We start from the raw sequence: 17509 nt of genomic DNA on the forward strand, positions 1-17509 counted from the left end.
CCGAGACTTGGCTCCGCCAGGCTCGGTTCACGACAACCATCCCCGCAGGGGCACGCTTATACCCAAACTGGTAACCCGTGCAATCGCTATCTCCTCAGCAAGCCTTTAAGGTTTTCTTGCGCGTAATGGTCACTTCTCCATGATGAAGATTGCTGACTCTTAGATGCACTCCCGTGTAAGGGGGACGGAGACTCATCCTTCATCTCTTGAAAGCTCAGTGAGTGCTGAGGCTAGCGCCGTCGCCTGCTGAGGCGTGAACCTGAAGCGCGAATCATCGATTTTGATTGAAATTATGCCGTCGGATTCTGTATCCAGGAGAACTGCGTAGCTGTTGTCATCGTCCAAGACTTCACGCTCGGCGATGCCAGGCCGAGTGAAGATAGCGAGCATAATTTCCTCTAAGTCTCCCTCGGGCGAACCATCCTTGAACGTGAAGAATCTGTTCGGGGGCAGTTTTGTACTCATGGTTTCCATTGGCCTCAAAAAATACATTGCATGAGTAACTAAACGGAGCCGAAATTAGAAACTTGAGCGGGAGAAGGAAATCTTGACCCGGAATGGTTAACTTTGGATGTGAAGTTCACTCATTGCGTCTGGGGGTATGCTCAGATTCAAGGAGGTGTCATGAGCAAGCAAGTATGTGTCGAGTGCCTCGTTGATGGGTAAACTACCTGTCTTTTGCGGTGTGATTGGCGGATTACAATGGAGTGGAAACCTTCTTTTCTCTCGCGTCTGTTCAGAAGGGCGGCATCATGGCGTCTGAAGATCGAGAATGATCAATTCAGCGTCACGTTGAATGAGCAAACGTATCCGATACCTCTCGAAGCGTTTTCCTCACTGCGCTTTCGCGATGGCCTGTTATGGACGAACGTCACTGTCTGGGTTGGTAACGAGATTCATCTAGTCGGCTTGCGAAAGTCGGCTCGTCACACGCTGAGTAATCAGCTTCGAGCCGTCACGAGCAGGCAGAATTTCCGTACTTATTACGCCAAGATCATGGGTTGGCTGAAATTGGTCGATCAAGTTGCGCTGACGGTAGACGCAGAACATCGATGGCTGACACACGACATGCAGCATGAGCTTCTTTCCGAGAAGGATGCTTTGAAAATCGACGATGCTGATCTCAAGGCACTGTTTGATTCTCCAGTTATCCAAACTGCATTGGGAGACAACAAGACGCGCGTGTTAGGGCGGTTGCGCCAATGGTCTCAGGATTGGCCAACGCATTGGCAGACTCGTAACAAAGCGCACATGATCCGCGAGCTGGATGCTTGCTCAGATCTTCTGGATAACGTCGAGTCCCGCGAGCTCAATGATGAGCAAGCAAAAGCCGTGGTTTGCTTCGACAATCGGGTTCAGCTTATTGCCTCCGCCGGCTCGGGCAAGACCTCTACGATGGTTGCCAAGGCGATTTACGCGGTTCATCGCGGTTTCGTGGCCCCATCCGAGATCATCATGCTGGCCTTTAACAAAGATGCTGCACAGGAGCTGCAGGAAAGGGGCGCTCAGTCTCTCGGAAGGCTAGGTATGGCCGGTGTCACGATCAATGCACTGACGTTTCATTCACTGGGCCTAACAATCATTGGCGGTGCGACAGGCAAAAAACCTAGCGTCCCCAATTGGGCTACCAAGGCGAATCTTGGGCTTGAGAAACTTGGTGTGATCGTTGACGCGCTTAAAGACAGGTCAGATGAGTTTCGCACCAAGTGGGATCTTTTCCGCTTGGTATTCGGGCGGGATCACTCCACTGCGCCATTGAGAGATGTGGCGGAAGCTTTCGACAGGGAAGGGGAGGCTCGGCTAATCACACTCAATGGTGAGCATGTCGCGAGTCAGGAAGAGCGCTTGATTGCCAACTGGCTTTTCTACAACGGCGTCGAGTACGCCTATGAGCGGCCCTACGAGCACGACACTGCAACTGCCGATCACCGCCAATATGCGCCCGACTTTTATTACCCGCAGCTGAACCTCTATCACGAGCACTTTGCCTTCGATGCAGAGGGCCAGGCACCTGCGCATTTCGTGAATTATGCGGAAGGGGCCGATTGGAAGCGGAAGGCCCATGCCAGCTACGGTACGCAGCTGATCGAGTCGACTTCACACCAATTGCGGACGGGTGAAATCTTCGCTCATCTCTCTCAAGAGCTGACGTCGCGGGGCGTGGAGCTAGATCCAAACCCCGACCGTCCGATCCCGGACTCCGGCCTAGTACCACTAGAACATATTGACTTGGTGAAGGTGCTCCGATCGTTCATCTCTCACTACAAAAGTAATAGCCTGACGGCGGCGATTCTGCACGAACGGTACGACGCTCTTCCGATCAGCGTTTTCAAGTTCCGGTACAAAATGTTCCTGGAGCTCGCGATTCCGGTGATCGAAGGCTGGGATGCCGCCCTGAAAGAAGAGCGTGGGATCGATTTTGAGGACATGATTAACCTGGCCGCAGATTGCCTAGAGCGTGGCTACCAGTCGCCTTATCGCTTGGTCATGGCTGACGAATACCAAGATGCCTCGCGCGCACGTGCGCGGCTTTGCCGGGCGTTGGTTCAAGAGCCCCATAGTCACCTGTTCGCGGTGGGTGATGACTGGCAGTCAATCAATCGATTCGCCGGCGCGGATGTGAGTGTGATGACTGGTTTCGTGGAATGGTATGGCCACGGTGAGGTATTCCGATTAGAGAAGACTTACCGGTGCCCTCAGGCTATCTGTGATGCTTCCAGTCAGTTTGTGGCTAAAAACCCTGCTCAGCTGCAGAAGACCGTGATTTCTGTGACGGAGCCGATCGGCCCCGAATTTCTGGCATTCCAGCTATCTAGTAGGGATCAGGTTCAGAATGGCTTGCGGCAGTATCTGGACGATCTTCACCAGCAGCTTTCGACCGGTGTAGTCCCCGGGGCAAGTGATCGGCTGATAACAGTCTTCGTTCTTGGACGCTACAAAGCCGATGCGCAATTCATACCCCATGGGTGGGAGCAACGCTACGGCAACAAGCTTGAGATCAGATTTAAAACCGTCCACACCTCAAAGGGTGATCAGGCCGACTACGTTCTGCTCCCCGGAATGATGGCTGGAGGATTTCCGAGCATGAAAGGGGACGATCCTGTCTTCGGCCTAGTGATGCCCAAAGGAGACACCTACCTGCATGGCGAGGAGCGCCGACTTTTCTATGTGGCGTTGACCCGGGCTCGTAGGTCTGTCGTGATGTTCACTGTGACTGCCAGAAACTCACTGTTCCTCACAGAGCTGGTAAACGACGGGGTGGTAATAGTTACAGACATCAAGGGTGAACCAATCCAGGAGAAACGGTGCCCGGTCTGCCAGCATGGAGTCGTGCTGCAGCGCTCCGGTAAGTTCGGTGATTTTGAGTCCTGCTCAGGATTTCCTCGCTGCAAATATAAGCCAGAGAAGCCGACGAAAAAACGTGCGAGGCAAACTTCGTTCAGGCCTCGCCGATAGCCGCAATATATGCTTATGGAGAATTGTTTGAGGCGTATGCCCCCAGCAGCGAAGCTCTCAGGAGCGGCGTCATAATTAAGGCCGCCTGAGGTCGCTGACGTGCGGGAGCATCTTTTGAGAGCGATGTCTTTGATAACACTAAGGGAACGAGAAGCAGACGGAATATCGGAGCGATCCGCAGCAGCCGAGCCATACAGTTTGAGTTAATGGAGGCGACTCGCTAGCATTAAGAATCGCATTGCACACGGCCATAACAGGCTTGCATTTATTAGTTCGGGCGGTTCTCGCTTGAATGAGAGAGCAAGGATGAGGGAGCAAGGATGAGGAAGAAGGTAAGGGGCGTATCTGCAGGGCAGACCAATAGGGCTGATGAATCTCATTCCTTGGATTCCCCGAAGCGAGTGACCGCTATAGTGGTCGCCCTCGAAAACTACCGCAGGGGCGAACTGCCGGTTGTAGATTACGCTCATGCCGACGCAGATGCGTTCGCCGCAGCGCTGAGTCAAATTTACCCGGCTGACATCCTGGAGGTGGAGGTCATTAAGGATGAAGAAGCCACCCTCACAGCGCTCCGTTATCTAGGCAACTCCCTAAAAAATCTTGGTAAGGATGACCTGTTTATCTTCTATTACGCTGGACATGGATTTCATGGAGCCGGGGAAAATCGACTGAGCGTTTACGATACGAATAGATTTAATATCGCAGAGACTGCCTTGAGCCTCCAAGGCGATTTACTTGAGCATATCGGCAACAGTGAATGCCGCCAGGCACTAATCTTCGTCGACGCTTGCGCTGAGAAATTCGCGGCGGTGGCCAAATCTCGTGATGTGATATCGAACCTTGAGCGGGAAGAGGTCGAGCGGTTTTTGGACAACAATTGGTACTGTGGTGTTTACCTTTCCTGCTCACCCCGTGAAAAATCTTACCCGGATGATACCCTTGGCCATGGAATCTGGACTCACTTTTTGCTTGAAGCTATGCAAGGTCGAGATGAGGAGGCGCTGCGCGACAGGTGGCTGACAGACACCAGTCTTCGCGATTACCTGCGCAAAAAAGTACCGGACTTCATCTCTCGCGAAACTATGATCAAAGGCCACCAGACCCCGCAGGCAATCCTATCAAGTAGCGGTAGCTTCCGGATTCGGCACGTGGAGGAGAAGCCTGCCGTGGCCACTCCAGCCAATGAAGCGTTGGCCAATATAATCCTGGATAACCAAGGAGAATTCTTGGAGGGTGTTGAAACGGGCCGGATTCGCTCCTTAGCTGAATTTCGATCAATCCATCGCGAACCAAGCGGTTACAGCGACTCGGCTGATAAATTTTGCAGGGGGCTGCTGGACGCGCAAATCCGTGATGAACTACAACAGCTATATCAAGCGACAATATCAGCGTTCGGCGCTCGTCGCAGAGATGTTCAAAAAGGGGAGGATCACGGCGCTGGCGACTTAGCATACCAGTTTTATCGATACTCAATTTACAGCGCACAGAATCCGGAGGATCACACCGAGTATGTCATCTACAGGACTCTTGAGCTGAGAGAGGGATGGGAGGCGCACCGGGAGGCCATCGAAGAAGTGTTCGACTGCGAATTTGATTATCTGGTCATTACATTCTCACGACTAAAGCTCTCTTTTGATCAACTGGTCGAGAGCCTTGAAGATGTCCGAGATGCTCATGGCGGAGAAATTGATGATGATGACAGTACCAAGCGTGTCAAATATTCTCGCGAAGACGCCGACTTCACCTTCGATCTTCATAAGCGCAGGCTGGAAATCGAGATTGCTGGCGCAGACGCTTTGGATATTTTGGATGGAGTAAGGCATTTCCAGCTCGGCAATACTCGGCCAAGCTCCATGCTTGCCGGCTCTGCTAGCTAGATCTCATTGTCTTGCAATGCTGGGAGCAATTCTGCGTTTCCATCCTGATAGGCGGCTGTATTCTCAACCCCGCTGGGTGAGTGTCGAAACACGACACGCACTAGAACCTTAGCTTCTCAACACTCAGCGTTACAAGAGCAGTCGCATCAGGTACCGACGAATACAGAAGCCTGCATGGCTCTTACATTAGCCGAACGGCAAATGAGAGCGGGTCGCACATCCTCAGCCCATGGCGCGCTGACTTCGGCCGTAGAGAACTTTCTGCATTTCATCCAGCTGCGTACCTTGGCGGCCGACTTCGATCCAAATGCCCCATCGCTTGGCTTCCGATCATCTATCCCTGCATCACCATGCAACAAGCTGCCCACGAATGCGCTGGCTTGTGAGGACAGGAAGTGCGAGTAACCGCCTAAGCGCACGCTGCCCGTTGCGCGAAGAGCTCAAGAACAGCACACCTACACACGCCCCGACTTTACGAGTCAACGATCATGGAAAACGCGTAATGGAACCAACAGGCGCCCGAAAACAGATGAAAATCACGGCCTGCAATCCCTTTATTCCTGCCGGGGAGTATCGTCGAGGGCTGGAGCTCACGTTACAGAGCATCGCGCCCCACCTTACCCAGCGCGAATTAGAGGCATTGGTACATAAGAAGTTGCGCATGGAGGATCCTGGGCCGGCAGAGCCTCAGTTTCTTCAAGCAGCAGTGGAACTCACGGTGTGCGCTCACTACGCCCGTTACTTCCCCAGCAGTTTTGCCTATGAAGACAGGGTGATGCCGCCACGAGATGTTGACTGTTCTTTTCGCACCTTGGGTTACAAATTCAATGTTGAGGTCAAATGTGCTGATTACACTACCAAACATGAGATCGATTCGGGCAGCGAATTCATTATCCGCGCCATAGGGCGGCTGTCAGATTACAGGGATACAGTCGCTAGGCTTCAAAAAAGCTTTGCGAGTGTTGGTAGCACCCTTGTGCCAGGCTTCCATATGGATAACAAGCTGAAGGACTATTTGTACGATGCTCATGGAAAATTCCCAGATGGCGCAGATGATCGCCAGTACAACGTGCTCGTTGTCGGCTGCGATGATCCTGGGGACATGCAGCTGTGGGAGGGCTATTTGACCGGCGAGCGGGGGCTGTTCACTGGCGATTCATTTGCAGACCCCACACGCTACTGCAATGTCGACTTGGTCGTCCTGACCAACCTCTACCATCGTCACAAATCGGTATCTGAGAAGGACAAGCTGACAGGACACTGGACATTTACCAAAGCCTTTTCGCTCCTGTATGTCAATCCCAGATCCAGGAAACCCAGAGCGTTGTTCGAGACTTTTGCCCGCACGCTACGTGTTTACAACAACGAGCTGAGCGAACATAAGATTGAAGGCGATGCGCCAGATTATGTGATGCAGCGTCTAGCCATTTCTCACTATGTCAGACAGGTACAATGGTCGAGCGGGCAGTATTATTTCCAGCCCAAGCCCGGCAAGTAATCCCGGGCGGGAGCCAGCTAGGCCAGAGGGCCGGATTCAAAAATTAGGATGACCGTGACATGAAGCCGGCATTGTACGAGCTTGGCGCAGGTCACGGTCTGCACGGCAACGTGTGCAGTGCTTATGGAGGGAATTCGTGCGCACCTTGGAATACGCTCAGCCTACCGAACAGATGAAGCTGACGGACGTAATGGATCTTGACAGCGCGGCCCCCATAGAAATTAGCAGCTTCCTAACCCGTGAATTGTCCTTGGTCATACAGGATAGAGCGGAGCTGGCTTCTCGGTTCCTACTGGATCGAGATAAGCCTTGGTTGGTTTGCCAGCTGTGTGGGGCCGCTCTTTTGCTGGTTCGCACACAGCATCGTTTCTTCCACTTCCGCCATCACCCGACCATTGAAGGGCTCATTCAGTGCGACATTTCCACCAAAGGAGAGCTCAGCCCAGCTCAGATCACCGCGATCAAGTACAACGCGCAGAAGGAGAGCCAGGCGCACATCCGGCTCAAAGGGATCATCCGCGACAGTCTGATTGCCGATCGATCGTGCGGTGAGCCCCAGGTAGAAAAAGTCTGGAAAGGCCAAGCAGTCGCCGACCGTGTCACTTGGCGCAAGCCAGATGTCCAAGTCGTCAGGGGAATGAGCGGATCGCGTTTGAAGTTCAGCTCTCGACAACCTTCTTGACTGAGATCGTCGGGCGCTGGGAGTTTTACCGAGCTAATGGCGGGTCGATGATCTGGGTATTTCAGAGTTTTGATCCTAGCTCAACCAAGACAGCCGAGGAGGACATTTTCTTCCTGAACAACCTGAACGTCTTCATCGTCAACGATCGGACGCTAGCTCGATCCAAAGCCTCTGGACGCATGGCGTTTGATTGCTGGTACGCAGTGCCGGAATTGACCGGTCGCACCATAGTCAACGAGTGGAGGAGGGCTGAAATCTTTCTGGACGATCTGACGTTCAGTCCGGAAAAGCAGCTCGTGTTCTATAACGATTACCAGGCACAGAGAGAGGCATTGGAGAGCTCGGTAAACACTGACGTGCTGCGCCGTGACTTCCATGCTTTCTGGACGGAGTTTGGCAGGGAGGACACGCCACAATCCCGGGAACGCTGGATCGACCTGCGCGAGCGTATGGCAATTGCTTACCCAGATATCAAGCTCCCGAACTTTCATTGGACAGATCCATTTCAAGGGGCTGTCTCCATTGTACTGAGCGCACGCTACGGTCGCCCGATCGGGTACCGATTCGAGCGCCTCCTTAACGTCAGCAACCAAGCCTTCGACTCCTACAAACCCTTTCTGCTGCAGCTCGGCTGGACACTGGAAATCTTTGAGCACAACGAGCTTTTGGCCGAACAGGACAAGAAGGGTACTTGGGCGAAGCGACGCGGGATTATCCGCGCTGCACTGCAAAATCGGGATGAAGCATATCGATCCGATCGGCAATACAATCATCTATTCGCATTTTTGGTACCTGAGCTCAAGGAGCGCCTGATCAACATGCGCGAGTGGTGACGGCGGGAGCTCCCGCAACTTGCTGGTACCGGCTATGAGAAAGCAACCCTACTGCTCCTTGCCTGAGACACCGGAATGGAGGCCCAGGTTTGGTTTCTACTTTCCACGCAGAGCTATGAGTAGCAGGCCGCCGGGTGGTTACTATGCGGGGGCACCATGCGCCATTCTTGGCTAGTGATAGCTCTAGGAACGGGCGAGTCGGTACTCTTGCGAGATTAGGGTTGGTGAGCCGCGTTTGATCTCCTACAGTGAGCTCGTGAAGCAGGGTTGCGATGCGTTCAGCGTTTGCTCAGATCCTTGACTGCTGGCCAGCGGAGTTCTGGCGTAATCCCAGCGTTCCAGGAGTCAGCCAATTCTTGCGGCCTGAAGAACCAGTTGGCCTGATAACTATTGACGTCAGTAAGTCCCTCAAGAAACCCCTTATCCAGCGTCACCACGAAGGCAGGCAACTTCAAAAAGCGATATAGGTCGAAATCCACGCCGTCGTTGCGACTTTTTTTGGAGGTCGGGTCATAGGCTCGCTTCACTTTCTGCATGCTTGAAAACCGTGTCCAGCAGTAAATCACCTCCAAGTGGCTGCGCATGTTCATGGTGAAAAAAGCCGACTCCGAATTCTCAAACGCTTTGGTGACACCCACGTTAATTTTGGGCCCAATGACTTTCCAGCTCACTTGTTGAGCTGTCCAAGCTTGCCAAGCATCGGTCGGGTCTTTGGAATTATCATCGATATGCTGCTTCTGGTCTTTGTATGGGTGCGCTAGCTGCAACACTCCGCTCAGATCTTGCGGACTAAGAGCCTCAAGTGACTGAAATACCTTTTGCAGTGCCACATTTGGCACAGCTTTGAAAAGATCCAACACCTCCTCGGACGGGCTCGCCTGAAGGGTGTGGATAGCCTCCAACGCTTTCAGAAATTCATGATCAGGAAGCGTGTCGAAGGCAGACAGCAAGCCAGCCTCATCTAGGGCGTGTAGCACTTCAATCCTAAGCTGCTCACTGTGTTTTAGGGTGTTGACTGTTTCCTGGAAGCCCACGAGCATCGCTCTCCATGCATTGCGTTCCTCCTCCAGCAAATGCTCAGTTGAGCCGGGGGTATATCCAGCGTCAGCGCAACGAAGCAATTCAGCCCAACTGTCCAGAGATATTGAGCGACATTCCTGCTCACTCCAAGGCTCTCCGTCCTGTTGCAGCATCCCCAACAAATCTCTGCGCCCGGGTGCTATAGGGAGCTCAGTGCTCAGGAACTGGGTCAATCGAGTGCACATGCGTTGGAATTGATCTGCCGTAATTGATCCGCGGCTTCTCTGGTTTACAAGCTCTATAAACGTACCGTCGGCGAGGGAGAAGGAATATCCATCCGCTGTCATCTTCTCGAACGTCTCCACCCAAGCGGGGCAGTGTTCGAGGTCGACAAGCTCTCGCGCGACTACGGTATCCAGAATGACCATCGTCTTTTGGTCATCGATAATCAAGCGAGGAGGAAACGAGGCGGTCATGAGATCGTCCAATTGCTAAGTCAGATGTAGCTGCTAAGTGCAGTTTTGAAGAAACTCTTAGGTGCGAGCTTATGGCTTCCTACCCGCTAGGATCAATATCCACAGCTCCGAACGGCCATTGAAGTTCCGTCCACCTATGAACGACTGTGCGCCTTCCCCGGCACTTGCATTAGCGTTGTCATGAGCCAGGCACTCTTTCTCACCTCACTCGACCTACTTCCAGGAGTAAGGCAACTGGTTGGTCGAAACGGAGCATTACATTCTCGGCATGCTGCAGCGTGTGACCCCCTTTGTCCCGGATCACTTTCACAGTACCGCTGGTGAAATCACCCACGTTGGCCACAAAGCCAAGCCGACGCGTTCCCTGCGCGTGGAGCTCGTAAGCTATACCACGGTCGTCCACACACGACGCACCGACGATGTCGATGTACCCTCCGTTTTTGCCTTGAGAAATCCCCCTCCCTTTTCCGAGGAATCTGCAGCCGTCGCCTCGGAAGATCGTATTCATTCCGGTAGGTTTGAACGGACTCACCTACGAAAACAGAAAAGGCATGTCAGCGCCTGAGTTCGCATCATCCAAGCTAGCGCGCGTAATTACCTTGGCTACAAGAATCTCACTGGTGGGTGCCGCTGTGTAGTTGATCCCTTCAACCACAGCAGACTTGATCGCATCTGGCAGCGATACCTGATGCGGATTGATCAATCCCGCAAGGTTAGATGGCATAATGGATAGCCAGCCCAGAACCGAGGTGGCATTGCCTGCGAAATTCAAAGCGCCCCGATGATTAGCGGAATAGCCAACAGGCCCATCAGTCGATGCTCAGCGCAAAAAAGCCACCAATTTCCAGATCTTTTGCATCTGGTTCCGTTACGCGTCCTTCCAAAGCATTGTCTCATCATGCCGTCTCGTTTCTGGAATCCATGGCCGTATGATATTCAGAATTCGGAATAGCTCTAGTCAAAATCCAGCGTCTAAATTCAGAGCGTGCCTCAACGCTTATCCTGGCCGTCAGGGCTGAGGGAAGCGATGGGGTCGGACTTTCGCTCGCCGGCGTACCAAGCGGTAACAGCAGGCACGTAAAGCGTGAGCTTTTGGTTTGCGTGGAAATGGGTCAAGCCGTTGCTTTATAGATCGCCGCCTCAGGGGGATCTGCTCTTTGTCAGGCAAGAGGCACGTGCTTGGGGCTTGTATTGCGCAACGCCAAGCCACCAAACGACGTGCCCGCATCGACATAACGCAGCGCTGACTTCATATCCTTCCAGCCCACAGAGCCCATCAGACCTTTGATGTCCCATCCATTGGCGGACGCCCAGGTTGCAATGCCACGCCGCATTGAGTGACTGCTATAAAGCTCCGCAGGCAATCCTGCCTCCTTAAAAATGCGGCGGAGCACGGGTAAGGGACAGTACAAACGCTGGCTACGGCAGCGCCATTGTTTGTTGGGAGCCGAGGACAGTATTCGCACCTCAGCGCCTAGTTGACGTAGGTGGGGACGGTTACGCCGCAGCATGGGATACACGCTATCATTCCGCCCATAACCTCGTTAGCCTCTCGGGCTTAAGCGCATCTCGACAAGGAAGTGAGTGTATGGCTTGTACTGCCCGGTTTACCTCCGTCCGTGCTCAAATTACGCGCCGCGTAAATTTCTCCCCGCGCAAACCTACCAATTCCGCACTTAGTGCCTTCGCCACACTAAAGGTGGACTGAGATGAACCAACCAAAAGAGGCTTTGGACGACGCCTTATCCAAGGCAACCGCGGATGCGGTCGCGAGAAGCCAGGAGGAGGTGAGCAAGCTCAGCAGGCGTGTTGCTTCTGTATTAGCCCAAATGGGTAAGACTGCAGACTTTGCGCTCTCACAGCGAGTACCGGGTGCTGAAGGCGACGTTGCCCAGACGTTGGCTGACATTCTGAACGAAAAGCGTCGATTGATTTTGGATCTCGTTAATCGCCAAAAAAATGCACTGAGCACGTTCAATATCGTGCTTTTTGGTCGTACGGGTGCAGGGAAGAGCTCGCTGATCACAGCATTCACCCGTGGTAACGGATCAATTGTTTCCCAAGGTGAGAGTGACTGGACAACTGACGTTCAACCACTCGCCTGGAATGCATGCTTGATCTACGACACGCCGGGCATCAACGGGTGGGGACGGAATAACTCGCGCAAAGATCTTGAAGCGCGGGCCCGTAAGGCAGTCGAGGTCGCCGATTTTGTTCTGGTCTGCTTTGACAGCCAAAGCCAGCAGGCAGACGAGTTTGCCAAGTTTACCGCATGGGTCAGCGAGTATCGCAAACCAGTAATCGCGGTACTCAACCCGCGGAACGCTATGTGGAGAATGCCGGGCCGCGTGTCCGCACCAATGGCCCGCGGTAATCTTTCACGAGCAGTCAGCGAGCATGCGACCAATATCCGAGATGAATTGTCGCGCCTCGGCGTGAATGACGTACCGGTTGTTGCGGTCAGCTCCAAGCGTGCTGTCTTCGCTCGGGCGTCAATGCCATTTGAAGGCCCTGATCTTGAAAGCTTGACCAAACAGAGGAATCTGTACAGCTGTGACAGTCTGGAGCAATGGTCTAATTATCCGCGTCTCGAAGACCTGTTGGTGTCGGTGATCACCGATGCGGCGGTTGATATTCGGCTTGGCTCCCTGAATGACCAGCTAAGGGGTGTTTTTAGCAGTTTGAGGCGTGCTATCGATGAAATCAGGCATGAGTCCACTCTGGGTGCCGAGTCACTAGAGAGGAGCATGCTTGAACCGATGCTGGCGCTCGTGGGCTATCCAGCATTAGATGATTCGGTTAGAAGAAAAACTCTGGCAGTTGATGACGTGGACTTGTTGACTGAACTTGAACAGATCAGAGGCGGAAGGTTTCAGGCGTCGCAGGAGGGGGAATACGCTCAGCAAATATCACTAATGCTCGGCACCACGTTGGGCAACCTATGTCACGCTTCGCTCAGTAAAGCCGATCGCACTGTCCGCGTTGCATTCGAACGTCGTAAAAAGCTGTCTTCGGAAGACGTCAGGGCAGAGTGTTTCGATGAAAAAGAAATTATCGAGCAAGCGCAGTCCGTGCTGGTGCGCGGCTTGCGGTTTCTTCAAGCTAAAGCGCGACTGACACTCAGTGATGCCAAGCTGGAAATGGATATTCGGCTTCAAGGATGCACGATCGATGGTGATGCGGGCAGTGGTTGGAAGTACAGCGCCTGGGCGATAAAGGGGGGCGGTGTACTGGCCGGTGTAATTGGCGCATTAGGAAGCTTTGCTGCCATCAACGCCTGGAATCCTTTCGGGTGGGCAGCTGGTGCAGCGGCGGCCATAGGTCTTGCTGGCGCTGTCGCCGCTAGCTTCTTCGGTTGGGGAGGGCAGAAGGCGCGAGATCAGGCAGAGCGTGAGCATCTGGAAGGAAGGCGGCGGGCCACGGCCGAGCTGCATCAGCTCATATACAAGGCATATAGTGGTGTAAGGGAGGAGGTGCTTGCACAATCGGAGCTCGTCCTACTGAGTGCTACACGCGATCTGTTGTTTCCAGCTGTTCGTAACGCGCTTTCGTTGCGCCTGGTCGCGCAGAGATGCGCGACAGTCATAGAGACCATTAACGAGCAATCTGCCTCTCTTGATGTCTCACGCAACGCACAGCTGCTGGTATGGGAGATCGCCCAAAATCGCGAACGGGAGATGTTCAGCCAATGTCCTAATGCTGGCGCGCTTTACTGGTTAGGTGAGGATTGGATTGAGGATCCGCACGGCCTGACGCTGACTCAGGGAGGCTCAATCGCTGGAAGATCCAGAACTTACGAACTCAACGTATTCGAGAAGCTGTTTCTGGGCATGCGCGGCTTCCTTAGTCGATTTACCCGCGACCTCACACTTCCGGACTCCCTGGCGTGGCTCAATGATGTGCAGCAAGCTTGTGCGCGTTACCCAGGAGACGAAGACGTTCTGAAAACCCTCGTGGATTACTCGCGGTCAGGCAGGCCGCGCATTCATGTTATAGGCGACTACAACACCGGCAAATCCAGCTTCATCAAGCGGCTGCTGCTAGATGCAGGCCTACCAGTGCCGGATACGCTCAAGGTGGCCGGCAAGCCATTGACGGATGTTTCGCACACGTACGACATTGACGGTGTCGACCTTATTGACAGTCCTGGCTTCCAAAGCAGCCACCACGTGCATACTCAAGAAGCTTGGGCCGCGTTGGCTGACGCCAGCATTGTCATTTTCCTCCTGCAACCCAACCTCATAGTGGGAGATGATTCACCGTTGCGTACGGTCATTTCTGGCGACTACGGCAAGGGAATCGTTGATAAACGAGACAGCACGTACTTCATCGTCAACCGTTCAGACGAACTGGGGGTCGACCCGGAGCTTTCTCCTGACGTCTATCTGAAATTGGTAGAACGCAAAGGTGTAGAACTGCGACAGGCGCTGGCGTCGCGTTTTATCAATGTTGATGAAAGGCAGATATTTTTCATGTCGAGCGATCCCTATGGGCTCGTCGGCGACCGCAGTGAAGCAGACGCGTCAGCTTTTGATCCCTATCGAAACTGGGATGGTTTCACGCCTTTTATGGTGGAGCTTCGTGCATTGCGACAAGGTTTGTCGATGTCGGGCATAGCCCATTCGATCCTGCATGGAGGCATCCATCGGCTGTGGCAACAAATACTGGTGTTGCGATCTGAGCTGGAACAGATGCGCAGGCAAATTACAGAGCTCGAACACCTCAAGCTGCTCATCTTGGAATGCATCGACCAAGGCGATCGGCTTGGTGAGAGTTATCGGTTCAGGCTCCGATCTCTTGTGCACAACAAGGCAAACGCGCTTAAGCAATCGATGCTTTCGGAGCGTGACCCAGTCAAGCTGAAAGCAAAAGCGGAACACCTGCATAACTGGTGGAGCGACCCGGAGCTTGAAGCGGATATTATCGACTGGCAGACAATGTTCAGTAAAGATCTGGAGCGATGGCAGCATTTATCGAATGAACGTATTTCTCGTCGGATAGAATCCGTCACTTTTCGGCATGCCTTCAAACGCGAACAGCCTAGAGGCGAAAAAATTAACGATGCCAAAGGTAAGGGGTGGGCGTTTGAGATCTTCGATAAAGTCGGACGCTCATTTGGCGGCGCTACCCGGGATGTCGTTTACAGCATTGGCAAATCGCTTGGTTTCAAGTTCCGACCATGGGGCGCAGTAAAGCTGGCCAAAACCTTCGCCAAAGCGGGGGCGGTGATTGCAGTGATCGGAGTTGTGGTGGACTTCGCCTTCATTTTTGTAGACGAGAAGCGAGTCGCAGAGCGCGAAGCCGCCCGGAAAGCACTGGCCGATTCGCTGTATAAATCCTCGGATCAGTTGACTGAAATCTTGACCGAGGGCACAGACGACGCTCCAGGGCTCATAAGAGGAAAGGATGAGCTTGTCGGCAGGTTCCGAGAGTGCGACGAGGCGTTGGGGCGCGATATTCTGATACTCAGCCAGCAGTATGAAACGACTTCAGAACGTGTTGATGTGTATCGAAGCCTATGCAGCAGGGGCTTGATACTTTTAGGTAAGAATGGAGGCGAACTTGAGTAACTCGACAGCACACCTGATCGACCGAATCTGGCAACACCTACTGAGTTACGTCCCGTCCACGGATGTGGTGGCGAAGTACCGCGACCAATGGCTGACGATTGCCGAAATACCTACCGCCCGATTCGTCATCTTCGGTGCTTACGATGCTGGCAAAAGTAGCTTGTTGAAGCGGTTGTTGGTCGATTCCGGTAGTCCGGTGCCTGATTGGGTTGTGATCAGTGCTCGACGTGAAACGTTCGAAAGTGCAGAAACCCGCGCGGGTTCCATCACCTTTATTGATACGCCTGGCTTGGGAAGCGGTAACGCTGAGCATGACACGATAACCCGCAAGACACTGCAGCTTGCTGACGCCTACATCTGGGTAATGCCACCGCAACTCGTTACTTCTGGCCAGTCTGATTATGTCTCACTGATCAGTGGTAGGTTCTTTCACCCGAAACTGCCAGCTACCGCGCTGAAAGGCGTGACCGTTGCTGTCATCTCCCGCATGGACGAAGCAGGGGTGGATCCCGGCGACAGTCCGGATGGCTATGCAGGCCAGGTTGAGAAAAAGCTGCAAGAGCTTGCCAGTATGCTCTCCAAGGATGACTTGGCAAAAAACGTTGCGGTGGTTCATTGCGTCGTGGCCGACCCGTATCAAATTGTTGGCAACATGTCTGATCCAGATAGAAGCATGTATGACATTGGCCGGGACTGGGACGGAATTGCCGCTCTTGAAACGACGCTCCATAGCTTGGAAAAAGACAAGCCACGCTTACGCGAGCTTTCGGGACTGCGTTTTGTGTATTCGATAGCCGCAGAGCTGGAAGAGGCGGTGCGGGCCCAGTCGGGTGTTCTGAAGTTGCAAGCAGAGCGGTTTGACAATGACTCGCAACGGTACGCGTTGTTTAGCCAAAGGCTACAAAACCAAGCGGCCCACGCTGAGATGGACTTGAGAGGCCGGATCGAAGAAGCGCTTCGCCCCACCGCACAGGCAGATCTGGAGGACATACACAGGGTGCTGGAGCAATTGGAGGCTACGCTTGCTGAAACTATCGGGCTGTGGGCGACGGACAGCACCTCAACACTGCAGAGACTGGCGCAGGAAATAGAACTTGAAATTCGTGAGTCCAATAGCCGGCTGGACATCGGCAGCCTGTTAAATAAGGAGGGGTTTGCGGCCCAGGCTTCCAATAAAGAAGGGGCTGAGTCGGGGTCTTTCTCCCAGCACAGCAAGCGCTTGTTCGGTTTCCTTCCTGTGCTCGGCCAGTCTGTAAAAAAGTTAGCTGAGTCTGACATTGGAATGTCGATCGAGGAGGCGCGTGTCAAGCTCGGGGAGCTTGTCGGTTTGACCGGGGACGAATTGAAGGACGCAATCGCCAAAATCTTTAAGTCAAAGGAGGCAATGGAAAAGGCAAGCAGCTACGTGCGCTGGACTTCGGCGATTACTGCATTGGCTCCGCTTGTCACAGAACTGGCGTCTGTAGGCACTGACCTGCTGCAGCAGCATTTAAGTCAACAGCAGATTGAAGCGGGAATCCAAAAGCGCGAATCGCTCCAAAGACAGCTTGATAAGAATATAGGTCTTATTCGGGAGCAGGCTTTGCGCTTGTACACGGATTCAAGCCGCGCCTTGGATCAACAATTGCTGGCACGTCAGCAGGAGTGCGTCGAAGCTAAGCAGGAAGTGCTGGATCAGCGCCTACAGGCTGAAACCTTTCTTACAGGGCTAACAGCTTTGCTCGACTGACCCCAACATCGTCGTATGCACAACGCACCAGCCGATCCGGGCCTAAACTCCTGATTGTTCGTGCTCAGATTGTGTGCCGCTGGATGGTAACGCGGCATAGCGTTGAGAATACCCCTGCGCTTCTGTAGTTTTGGTGAGCTAGCGCACTATCCTGCAGAGGGCAGAGACACCAGATGAGTCGGCCTCGATGAGGCGTACAGTCCTTTATTCTTCTTCGCTTACCCAGCTTCGTTAAGTGAGCGGCGACCGTCACTTTGATAATAGGAGCCTAGCTGCTGCGTGCCCCTGGTCGAAACATCTCCATTCGCGACATCGAAAACGTCTCGCTACAACTTGGATCCCTGCTGCTTCACTCCAAACAAATAGAA

General features: G+C 53.4%; 10 protein-coding genes. 7 read left to right on the top strand and 3 right to left on the bottom strand.

The annotated features are described in order from the left end of the window. Positions 1–192 precede the first annotated feature (192 nt). Entirely contained in the window at positions 193–465 is a 273-nt protein-coding gene (locus tag HB680_RS16220; protein WP_213939620.1) for a hypothetical protein, read from the bottom strand. 237 nt (positions 466–702) lie between these two features. Between HB680_RS16220 and HB680_RS16225 the strand changes: the two genes are divergently transcribed. The 5 genes from HB680_RS16225 to HB680_RS32835 all read left to right on the top strand — a co-directional run bounded on the left by HB680_RS16225 (position 703) and on the right by HB680_RS32835 (position 8346). Continuing rightward, complete coding sequence (locus tag HB680_RS16225; RefSeq protein WP_218627689.1) at positions 703–3456, top strand: UvrD-helicase domain-containing protein; 2754 nt, start codon at positions 703–705, stop codon at positions 3454–3456. Positions 3457–3776: 320 nt separating this feature from the next. After that, complete coding sequence (locus HB680_RS16230) at positions 3777–5333, top strand: caspase family protein (protein WP_213939621.1); 1557 nt, start codon at positions 3777–3779, stop codon at positions 5331–5333. A 502-nt stretch (positions 5334–5835) separates the two neighbouring features. Next, positions 5836–6831 carry a hypothetical protein gene (locus tag HB680_RS16235; RefSeq protein ID WP_213939622.1) on the top strand — a complete coding sequence of 332 codons (996 nt, stop codon included), beginning with the start codon at positions 5836–5838 and terminating at the stop codon, positions 6829–6831. A gap of 136 nt (positions 6832–6967) precedes the next feature. Further along, positions 6968–7513: a hypothetical protein gene (locus tag HB680_RS32830; protein ID WP_256735558.1), complete on the top strand. Its 546-nt coding sequence runs from the start codon at positions 6968–6970 to the stop codon at positions 7511–7513. After that, positions 7510–8346 (top strand): DUF6035 family protein, encoded by an 837-nt coding sequence (locus HB680_RS32835; RefSeq protein WP_256735559.1) that lies wholly within the window; start codon positions 7510–7512, stop codon positions 8344–8346. The genes HB680_RS32830 and HB680_RS32835 overlap by 4 nt, the downstream gene beginning before the upstream one ends. Positions 8347–8624: 278 nt before the next feature. Here the strand turns inward: HB680_RS32835 and HB680_RS16245 are convergent, their stop codons facing one another. Beyond that, on the bottom strand, positions 8625–9842 hold the full coding sequence (locus HB680_RS16245; RefSeq protein WP_213939623.1) for a hypothetical protein: 1218 nt from the start codon (positions 9840–9842) through the stop codon (positions 8625–8627). Positions 9843–11002: 1160 nt separating this feature from the next. Next, a complete protein-coding gene (locus HB680_RS16250) occupies positions 11003–11353 on the bottom strand; it encodes a tyrosine-type recombinase/integrase (protein WP_213939624.1) in 351 nt (116 codons plus the stop codon). 198 nt (positions 11354–11551) lie between these two features. Here HB680_RS16250 and HB680_RS16255 point away from each other — a divergent pair, with 198 nt between their 5' ends. Next, positions 11552–15412, top strand: coding sequence for a GTPase (locus tag HB680_RS16255; protein ID WP_213939625.1), 3861 nt, complete (start codon positions 11552–11554; stop codon positions 15410–15412). Then, positions 15405–17141, top strand: coding sequence for a GTPase (locus tag HB680_RS16260; protein ID WP_213939626.1), 1737 nt, complete (start codon positions 15405–15407; stop codon positions 17139–17141). Before HB680_RS16255 ends, HB680_RS16260 begins: the two co-directional genes overlap by 8 nt. Positions 17142–17509 lie beyond the last annotated feature (368 nt).

This window comes from Pseudomonas sp. dw_612, assembly GCF_018449725.1.
Lineage (GTDB): Bacteria > Pseudomonadota > Gammaproteobacteria > Pseudomonadales > Pseudomonadaceae > Aquipseudomonas.

What these genes read in the sequence shown, in the direction of transcription:
- HB680_RS16230 (WP_213939621.1), top strand. Translation starts at nt 3,777, where the DNA reads ATGAGGAAGAAGGTAAGGGGCGTATCTGCAGGGCAGACCAATAGGGCT.
- HB680_RS16225 (WP_218627689.1), top strand. Translation starts at nt 703, where the DNA reads ATGGAGTGGAAACCTTCTTTTCTCTCGCGTCTGTTCAGAAGGGCGGCA.
- HB680_RS16250 (WP_213939624.1), bottom strand. Translation starts at nt 11,353, where the DNA reads ATGCTGCGGCGTAACCGTCCCCACCTACGTCAACTAGGCGCTGAGGTG.
- HB680_RS16245 (WP_213939623.1), bottom strand. Translation starts at nt 9,842, where the DNA reads ATGACCGCCTCGTTTCCTCCTCGCTTGATTATCGATGACCAAAAGACG.
- HB680_RS16220 (WP_213939620.1), bottom strand. Translation starts at nt 465, where the DNA reads ATGAGTACAAAACTGCCCCCGAACAGATTCTTCACGTTCAAGGATGGT.
- HB680_RS16235 (WP_213939622.1), top strand. Translation starts at nt 5,836, where the DNA reads ATGGAACCAACAGGCGCCCGAAAACAGATGAAAATCACGGCCTGCAAT.
- HB680_RS16255 (WP_213939625.1), top strand. Translation starts at nt 11,552, where the DNA reads ATGAACCAACCAAAAGAGGCTTTGGACGACGCCTTATCCAAGGCAACC.